At 75.4% G+C, this 692-nt stretch carries 1 pseudogene; it reads left to right on the forward strand.

What is annotated here, in order from left to right:
• A pseudogene (locus ESO86_RS18120) lies at nt 1-692 on the forward strand (hypothetical protein); the annotation flags it as partial.

A 692-nucleotide genomic window follows, 5' to 3' on the forward strand; every position in this document is an offset into this window, starting at 1 on the left:
ATGCGAACCCCGCCGAGGCCGACCAGCTGCTCGGCTTCGCCGAGCACGGCGTCGGCGTGGCGGAGCGTCGGCGCGAGGCCGGGCAACGCGAGCAGGCGAACCTCGCGCTCGAGGCGGCCGCGGAATCGGTCCGTCGCGCGGCGACCCTGCTCGACGCGGTCGAGACGTTCGAGGTCGAGGCGCTGCGCGCCGAGTCGACCCTCGCGGCGATCGTCGAGGACTCCCGCGGAGATATCGCCGTCGCCCTCAAGGAGCCCCACTCGCCCGGCGTCGCGACGGCGATCGCCGAGCTGCAGACCGCACTCGCGAGCCTGCCGCCGGCGGGCGTCAACACCGACCCCTTCACCCACCTCGACCGGCTGCGTGAGGCGAACTCCGGGCTGGATGCCGCGATCGCCGCGGCGCGCGAGCGGGCGGCGCGTCCGATCCCGCCGCTCGAGCACGTGCGGCACGCCATCGACGATGCCGATCGTCAGCTCGCCGTGACGCGGGACGTCATCGCGGGCCACCGCGGCTGGATCGGCGCCGATGCCCGAACCCGACTCGCTGAGGCCGAGCGCACCCGGCAGGACCTCGACCGCTACCTCGGCGAGCCCGCGGCGACCGCCATCGTGATCGGCGACGACCACCGCGAGCACGCGATGGCGATCGCGCGCCGTTCCGCCGCGCTCGCGGGCGAGGCGCTGCACCTG

Origin of the sequence: Agromyces binzhouensis, assembly GCF_004135055.1 — a bacterium.
Lineage (GTDB): Bacteria > Actinomycetota > Actinomycetes > Actinomycetales > Microbacteriaceae > Agromyces > Agromyces binzhouensis.